The following is a 7,893-nucleotide window of genomic DNA, read 5'->3' as shown; positions in this document are numbered from 1 at the left end:
CCCCCGCCAGGGTGCGCCGGGGATCGAACGCGGCCACCGGCCAGTCCGAGCCCAGGGCCACGTGGCCGCCGGCGGCCAGGATGTCGGCGTAGCGCCACGCCTGGGCGGCGCGGGCCGGGCCGACCCGGGTGGACCAGTTGTCGGAGTGGTCGGGCAGGGACCAGTCCATGTGCGTGGGCTGCATCGACGCGACCACGTCCAGGGCCGCGAAGCGCGGTACGTCGGCGTCGCTCAGCACCTCGGCGTGTTCGATGCGGTGCCTGCCGGCCGGCGGCGCGGCGTGCTTCGCGTACACGTCCAAGGCCCGCGATACCGCTCGGTCGCCGATCGCGTGGGTCCACGCCGCCAGGCCCGCGCGGCGGGCGATGGCGACGGCCTCGGCGTAGCGGTCGAAGTCCTTCCATTGCGATCGGTGCGACTGGCCGCAGCAGTCCGGCTCGTGCAGCCACGCGCCGCCACCGTCTATCGCGCCGTCGGCGAAGAACTTCACCGCGGCCAGGCGGATCAGGCCGTGCAGCGACCGGAGTTCGCCGATCCGCTCGGCCAGGTGATCGACGTCGCCCGGCGGGCACCACGGCGCGAGCCGTACGCGCATGCTCAACCGCGCCTGGTCGCCGAGGCCGGCCAGGGTGTCGGCCGTGCGCGGCGCGTCGTCGAGGACGTGTACGCCGGTGAGCCCGTGCCGGTTCTGGTCGGCGAACAACGCCTCGACGCGGGTGAGCAGTTCGGCCCGCGGCATCGGCGGTACGGCCCGATAGCCCAGGAAGCACGCGGTCATCTCGTGCAACTCGCCGGTGGGGCCCCGGTCGTCGCAGACGATCTCGCTCCGATCGGCGAACTCGCGCGGCCCGGTCAGGCCGGCGATCCGCAGCGCGGCCGTGCTCAAGAGCGCGGTGTGGCTGTCGGACATCCAGACGAACGCCGGTCGCCCGCCCACCGCGGCGTCGATCAGGTCGCGGTGGAACGCGTGGCCGGCGAACGCCGCGTACTCGCCGCCGAATCCGATCACCCAGTCGTCCGGTGCGCACGCCGCGGCCTGCTCGGTCAGCCGGCGCCGTACGTCGTCGAGGGTGAGCGCGCCGACGAGATTCGCGCCGCGCGTGGTGTCGGCGCCCATCACCGGGTGTTGGTGACAGTCGATCAGCCCCGGGGTGACGGTGAGCCCCGCCCCCTCGACGACCTCCGTACGGCGGCCGATGTACGCGCGTACGTCCTCGCCCAGGGCGACGATCCGGCCGTCGCGCGCGGCGAGCGCCGTGGTCGTGGGGTGTTCTTCGTCCATCGTCAGCACGTGTGCGTCCAGGACGACGAGGTCGGCGATGGTCATGCGTTGCTCCGCTCCACGATTTCCACGGCGCCGCCGTCGGCGAACGCCTCGCTCACCCGCACCTTGTCCTGCGGGCGCTTGACGAACAGGTACAACACGCCCGTGACGACCACGATGGTGATGCCGAGCACGGCGGCCCACACCTGATACGCGGGCGCGTCCGGCGGGGCCAGGATCTTGCGCGGCCACGCGATGTTGACGAACTCGAAGGCCAGCCACGCGACCGCGGCCACGTTCAGCGGGGTGCCGAACCGGCCGAAGCGGACCAGGCCGCCGGGGGTCCACGTGCCGCGCAGCCGAGCGATCAGCGCGGCGAGCGCGATCAACAGGAACTGCAGGTACATCGCGGCGCTGCCGAAGGTGATCAGGCTGCCGATCGCGGAACTGTTCAGCGCGAGCAACAGGGCCAGGCAACTGATCACGGTGGTGATCACCAGCGCGCCGATCGGGGCCTGGCGCCGGTTGACCTTGCGCAGCGCCCGGGACGCGGGCAGCACGCCGTCGCGGGCGACCGAGTACACCGCCCGCGCGGCGCTGGCCTGCGAGGCGAGCGCGCACGCCACGAACGCGACGATCACCACGACCACGAACGGCTTGGCCGACCACGACCCGAAGGAGTTCACCACGGCCGTGGTGATCGGGTCCAGGTCCTCGCCGGCGACGACCTTGGCCGGGTCCGGGTGGGCCACCTCGGCGGCGACCGCGTTCAGGATCACCAGGCCGCCGACGCTGATCAGCGTCCACCAGATGGCGCGCGGGACGTGACGCGCGGCGTTCTTGGTCTCCTCGGCACTGGCCACACACGCGTCGAAGCCGAAGAACGCCCAGCCGCCGACCGCGAGCGCGGCCAGCAGAGCGGACAGTGTCGAGCCGCCGGACAACTGCTGGGCGCCCATCATGTCGGTCAGGATCGAGAAGCCGTTCTCGCGGAACAGCAACAACAACGCGAGCCCGACCCCGAGCGACGCGATCGCCTCCGCCGCGATGCCCACGCCGAGCACCCAGCGCAGGGCGTCGATGCCGAACGCGTTGAGCGCCGTACAGCACAACAGGAAGATCGCGGCGACCACGACGATCCTCCCCGGGCTCGGCTCGACCTCGAAGAGCGCGAAGAGCCACGGCGAACCCAGGTAGACGATCGTGGTGTTGGCGAACACCACCGCGCACAGGCCCACCCAGCCCGCGAGCCACGCGTAGCTGGGGCCGACCAGGCGGCGGGCCCACTGATAGGCACCGCCCGCGATCGGATACTGCGACGACAGCTCGGAGTAGACGCACATCAGCAGCGCCTGGCCCAGCAGGCACAGTGGCAGCACCCACACCCAGGCCGGTCCGGCCACCGTCGTGCCGACCTGGGCCACGGCGTACAGGCCCACGACGGGGGAGACGGTCGCGAAGCCGACGGCGATGTTGCCGAGGACGCCGAGACTGCGCTTGAGCTCCTGCTCGTAGCCGAGCTCGCCGAGCTGTTCGGCGTCGTGGTCGGCCACCGCCGAGGGCGGTGGGCGGGACGTGCCGTGGTTCATCGGACCTCGCAGCGGTTCATCGGACCTCGCAGCCGGGACGAAGCTAAAACTTACTTAGTTAGTTCGAGGACGGTAAGCCCATGACCGGGTGCAGGGGAAGGGGTCGGTTCCGGCTAGGTTGGCAACGCAGAGTGACCAATGCCGTCTTCGCGAACCGCACGAGGTGAACGCACGATGGGTCGACCCAACCGCCCCAAGCTCGACCGCGACATGATCGCCAGGGCCGCGGTGGAACTCGTGGACGAAAAGGGCATGGGGGCGCTGACCATGCGCGCACTCGCGACCAGGCTCGACGTACAGGGCCCGTCGCTCTACAACCACATTGCGTCCAAGGAAGAGCTCCTCGACGCGATCACCGTGGTGATAACGCGGGAGATCGACCACGCGGCGCTCGACGATCCCGACTGGCGGGTCGGAATCGCCGCGTTCGCCCGCGACTACCGCGCGGCGTACCTGCGCCACCCCGAGGCGCTGCACGTGATCGCGCGGCGTCCGGTGCAGACCCACGAGGCGCTCGGCGCGTACGACGCCACCGCGCGAACGCTGGTGCGGATCGGCCTGAGCCCGGCCGAGGCCGCCGAGGTGTCCGCCGCGCTGGACTACCTGGTGCTCGGGTCCGTGATGGAGACCTACGTGGAGGGCTTCGTGCGTCCTGTGGAGGACTACCGACCCGACTATCCCGCGCTGGCCGACTCGCTCGCGGCCAGTGATCCCGCGACGTTGAACGAGCGCGGTTTCGAAGCCGGTCTGCGGTTGCTCCTCGACGGGCTCGCGGTCCGTCTGGGTCATTGACACCTCCGTATTGAATGGCGTTCAATGCGGGATTGAACGCCATTCAATCCGGAGGTACGCATGCGGCTGACGCCCACCGAGCGGGACCGGCTGCTGATCTTCACCGCCGCCGAACTCGCCCGCGCCCGCCGCGCCCGGGGCCTGCTCCTGAACGTCCCCGAGGCGGTCGCGCTGATCGCGGACACGGTGTGCGAGGCGGCCCGCGACGGTGCTCGACTCGCCGACGCGATCGAGGCCGGCCGTTCGGTGCTCGGGGTGGCCGACGTGCTGCCGGGCGTGGTGGACGTGGCGGCCGAGGTCAAGGTCGAGGCGGTGTTCGAGGACGCGACCCGACTGGCCGTGGTGACGGACCCGTTCCGCTCCGGCGAGGGCCTGCCCGCGGGGTCGCCCGAGGTGCACTGCCACGGGCACGGCTCGCGCTCGGGCGCGGTGGCCGCGCCGGTGTCGGGGCCCGGTTCGCTCGGCGACGACGCGCCGGGGGCGGTGATCCCGGGCGGACCGGCGATCGACCCGTACGTGGGCGCCGACCTGCTGACGGTCTTGGTGACCAACACCTCCGAAGTGCCGATCAGTGTCACGTCGCACTTCCACTTCTTCGAGACCAACCCCCGGCTGCGCTACGACCGTTCGGCCGGGTACGGCCGGCGACTCGCGATTCCGGCGGGCTCCACGGTGCGGTTCGACCCCGGCGCCGCGGTGGAGGTACGGCTCGTGCCGATCGGCGGGGATCGGGTCGCGATCGGCTTCGCGGGGCTCGTCGACGGGCCGCTGGACGCGCCGGGCGCACGCGAGGAGGCGCTGCGGAAGGCGCACGCGTGCGGGTATCTGGGGGCGGAGCCGGATGGCGCGGCGGGTGAGTCGTGGTCGGGTTCGGGCTCGGGCTCGGGCTCGGGTGTTTCGGGTTCGGGTTCTGCGGCGGGTGGTTCGACGTCGGGTTCGGGTGTTTCGGGTTCGGGTTCTGCGACGGGTGGATCGACGTCCGGCTCGGGTGCTTCCGGTTCGGGTTCTGCGACGGATGATTCGGCCTCCGGGCCGGGTGCTTCCGATTCGGGTTCTGTGGCGGATGATTCGGCCTCCGGCCCGGGTGCTTCCGGTTCGCGCTCCGAGCCGGGTGCTCCGGGGTCCTATCCGGCTGCCGACGACGGGTCGGGTGCCGTGTACCGCAAGGAAGGTGACGCCCCGTGAGCGGCGGCAGTGGTGATGTGATGGCTCCCCGCGACTACGCGTCGACGTACGGCCCGCGGGCCGGCGATCGGATGCGGCTCGGGGACTCCGGTCTGGTGATCGAGATCGAGCACGACTCGGCGCTGCCGGGTGACGAGTTCCTCGCCGGCTTCGGCAAGACCGCGCGCGACGGCCTGCACCTGAAGGCGATCCCGGTTCGCGACACGTGCGACGTGGTGATCTCCAACGTCGTGGTGATCGACGCGATCCTGGGCATCCGCAAGGTGTCGATCGGCATTCGCGAGGGCCGGATCGCGTCCATCGGACGGGCAGGCAACCCGGACACCCAGGACGGCGTCGAGGTGGTCGTCGGCACCGGGACCACGATCGTCAGCGGCGAGGGCCTGATCGCCACCGCCGGCGCGATCGACACGCACGTGCACCTGCTGTCGCCGCGGATCATGGAGGCGTCGCTCGCGTCGGGCGTCACCACCATCGTGGGCCAGGAGTTCGGTCCGGTGTGGGGGGTCGGGGTCAACTCGCCGTGGGCGCTCAAGCACGCGTTCGCCGCGTTCGACGCGTGGCCGGTCAACATCGCCTTCCTCGCCCGCGGCTCCTCGTCGGGACGCGGGCCGTTGGACGAGGCGCTGATCGAGGGCGGCGCGTCCGGTTTCAAGGTGCACGAGGACATGGGGGCGCACGCGCGGGCCCTGGACACCGCGTTGCGCGTCGCCGAGGACCACGACGTACAGGTCGCGCTGCACACGGACGGCCTCAACGAGTGCCTGTCCGTGGAGGACACCCTGTCGGTGCTCGACGGCCGGACCATCCACGCCTACCACATCGAGGGGTGCGGCGGCGGGCACGTGCCCAACGTCATGCGGATGGCGGGCGTGGCCAACGTGATCGGCTCGTCCACCAACCCCACGCTGCCGTTCGGACGCGACGCGATCGGCGAGCACTTCGGCATGATCGTGTCCGCCCACGGTCTCAAGACCGACCTGCCCGGCGATGCCGCGATGGCGCGGGACCGGATCCGGGCCGGGACGATGGGCGCGGAGGACGTACTGCACGACCTCGGCGTCATCCCGATCACGTCCTCGGACGCGCAGGGCATGGGCCGCGCGGGGGAGACCGTCCGGCGCACGTTCGCGATGGCCGGGAAGATGAAGCTCGAACGCGGCGCCGAACACGAGCGCCACGACAACGAGCGGGTCAAGCGCTACATCGCAAAGCTCACCATCAACGCCGCCATCGCGCACGGCCTCGCGCACGAGGTGGGCTCGATCGAGGTCGGCAAGATGGCCGACATCGTGCTGTGGCACCCGCAGTGGTTCGGCGCGAAGCCGCAACTCGTGCTCAAGAGCGGCTTCCCGGCCTACGGTGTGGTCGGCGACCCCAACGCGTCCACGGACACGTGCGAACCCCTGGTCCTGGGGCCGCAGTTCGGCGCCCACGGCGCGGCGCCGGCCGAACTGTCGGTGGCCTTCACATCGCAGGCCGCGGCCGAGACCGGCAACGACCTGATGCCGACCCGGCGCCGCCGGGTGGGCGTGCGCGGGACGCGCGGCATCGGTCCGGCGTCGATGGTGCACAACAACCGGCTGGCGGAGATCCGGGTGGCCGCGGACACCGGGCTGGTGACGATGGACGGGCAGCCCGTGACGTCGGAGGCGGCGGAGTCGGTGTCGTTGAACCGGCTGTACTTCCTTTAGGGCGCGTGGCCGCGTGACCGCTGGGCCGCTGGGCTGCCGGTTACGGGGGTGCTGGTTACGGCGCCGGGTGTGCACGAGTTCTACGCGTCCACGAGCTCCGCGAGTTGTTCACACGTTCCAGGTGTTCCGGGTGTTCCGGGTGTTTCGGATTTTCCGGGTGTCCCAGGCGTTCACGAGTTTCACGAGTTCTTCGAGTACAAGGATTGACGACATGACGAACACCCCCGCAGCTGACGGCTTTTCGATGCCGGCGGAGTGGGTTCCGCACGAGCGCACGTGGATGGCGTGGCCGAGCCGGAACGAGACGTTCGGCGAGGAGGACCTGCACGCGGCGCGGATCGCGTGGGGCCGGGTCGCCGAGACGATCTCCCGCTACGAGCCCGTCACGCTGATCACCGACATCGGAGAGTCCGACACGGTGGCGAGCTACGTCGGGCGCCCGCTCACGGTCGTCGAAAAGCCGCTCGACGACGCGTGGATGCGCGACATCGGGCCGACCTTCCTCACCGACGGGCAGGGCGCGATCGCCGCCGCCGACTGGGTGTTCAACGGCTGGGGCGCCCAGGAGTGGGCCGCGTGGGAGCACGACCAGCACATCGCCGAACACGTCATCGAGGCGGCCGGCGTCCGGCGCTACGCGTCGCGCCTGGTCAACGAGGGTGGCGGCATCCATGTCGACGGTGAGGGCACGGTGTTGATCACCGAGACCGTCCAGCTCGACGAGGGGCGCAACCCCGGGTGGACCAAGGAGCAGGTCGAGGACGAACTCAAGGCGTTCCTCGGGGTCCGCAAGGTCATCTGGCTGCCACGTGGACTGACCCGCGACTACGGCCTGTTCGGTACGCGCGGCCACATCGACATCGTTGCGTCGTTCGCCCGTCCGGGCCTGGTGCTCGCGCACGTACAGCCCGACCCGGCGCACCCCGACCACGAGGTCGGCAAGGAGAACGTGGCCCTGCTCCGCGCCTCCACCGACGCCCGAGGCCGGGCCCTGGAGGTCGTCGAGATCCCCGCGCCGACCGTGCTCGAAGCACACGACGACTGGGTCGACTTCAGCTACATCAACCACTACGTCGCCAACGGCGTGGTGCTCCTGTGCGGCTTCGACGACCCGCGCGACGACGAGAACGCGGCGACGTTCGCCAAGCTCTTCCCGGGCCGCACGATCGAACTCGTCGACGCGCGGGAGATCTTCGCCAACGGCGGCGGCATCCACTGCATCACCCAGCAACAGCCGAAGGCGTGACACTCGGAGCCGGGGCGGGCGCCGCCGCCGCTCCGTCCCGCCTCGCTCCGCCCCGCCCCGCTCCGTCCCGCCTCGCTCCGCCCGCTCCGCTCCGTCCCGTCCCGCCTCGCTCCGCCCGCTCCG

General features: G+C 71.1%; 5 protein-coding genes and 1 pseudogene. 4 read left to right on the top strand and 2 right to left on the bottom strand.

Going from position 1 to position 7,893, the window contains the following annotated elements; translation table 11 throughout:
• Both GT354_RS22370 and GT354_RS22365 read right to left on the bottom strand, forming a co-directional pair.
• A partial coding sequence (locus GT354_RS22370; RefSeq protein WP_161358155.1) for an amidohydrolase family protein occupies positions 1 to 1,327 on the bottom strand: 1,327 nt, incomplete at its 3' end.
• The gene (locus GT354_RS22365) at positions 1,324 to 2,853 is read right to left on the bottom strand and encodes an APC family permease (protein ID WP_161358154.1); all 1,530 of its coding nucleotides are present in this window, start codon (positions 2,851 to 2,853) and stop codon (positions 1,324 to 1,326) included. The genes GT354_RS22370 and GT354_RS22365, both read right to left, overlap by 4 nt.
• A gap of 174 nt (positions 2,854 to 3,027) precedes the next feature.
• Between GT354_RS22365 and GT354_RS22360 the strand changes: the two genes are divergently transcribed.
• From GT354_RS22360 to GT354_RS22345, 4 genes and pseudogenes are all read left to right on the top strand, one after another.
• Positions 3,028 to 3,645, top strand: coding sequence for a TetR/AcrR family transcriptional regulator C-terminal domain-containing protein (locus tag GT354_RS22360; RefSeq protein WP_161358153.1), 618 nt, complete (start codon positions 3,028 to 3,030; stop codon positions 3,643 to 3,645).
• A gap of 60 nt (positions 3,646 to 3,705) precedes the next feature.
• Positions 3,706 to 4,482 (top strand): annotated as a pseudogene (gene ureA / locus GT354_RS22355) (urease subunit gamma); the annotation flags it as partial.
• A gap of 368 nt (positions 4,483 to 4,850) precedes the next feature.
• Positions 4,851 to 6,524, top strand: coding sequence for an urease subunit alpha (locus tag GT354_RS22350; RefSeq protein ID WP_161358156.1), 1,674 nt, complete (start codon positions 4,851 to 4,853; stop codon positions 6,522 to 6,524).
• A 211-nt stretch (positions 6,525 to 6,735) separates the two neighbouring features.
• Positions 6,736 to 7,770 carry an agmatine deiminase family protein gene (locus GT354_RS22345; protein WP_161358152.1) on the top strand — a complete coding sequence of 345 codons (1,035 nt, stop codon included), beginning with the start codon at positions 6,736 to 6,738 and terminating at the stop codon, positions 7,768 to 7,770.
• The last annotated feature ends 123 nt before the right edge of the window (positions 7,771 to 7,893 follow it).

The organism is Streptomyces sp. SID3343 (assembly GCF_009865215.1).
In the GTDB taxonomy this organism is placed as follows: domain Bacteria; phylum Actinomycetota; class Actinomycetes; order Streptomycetales; family Streptomycetaceae; genus Embleya.
Note: the sequence above shows the minus strand (reverse complement) of the source record. Positions and strands in the feature narration are given on the sequence as shown.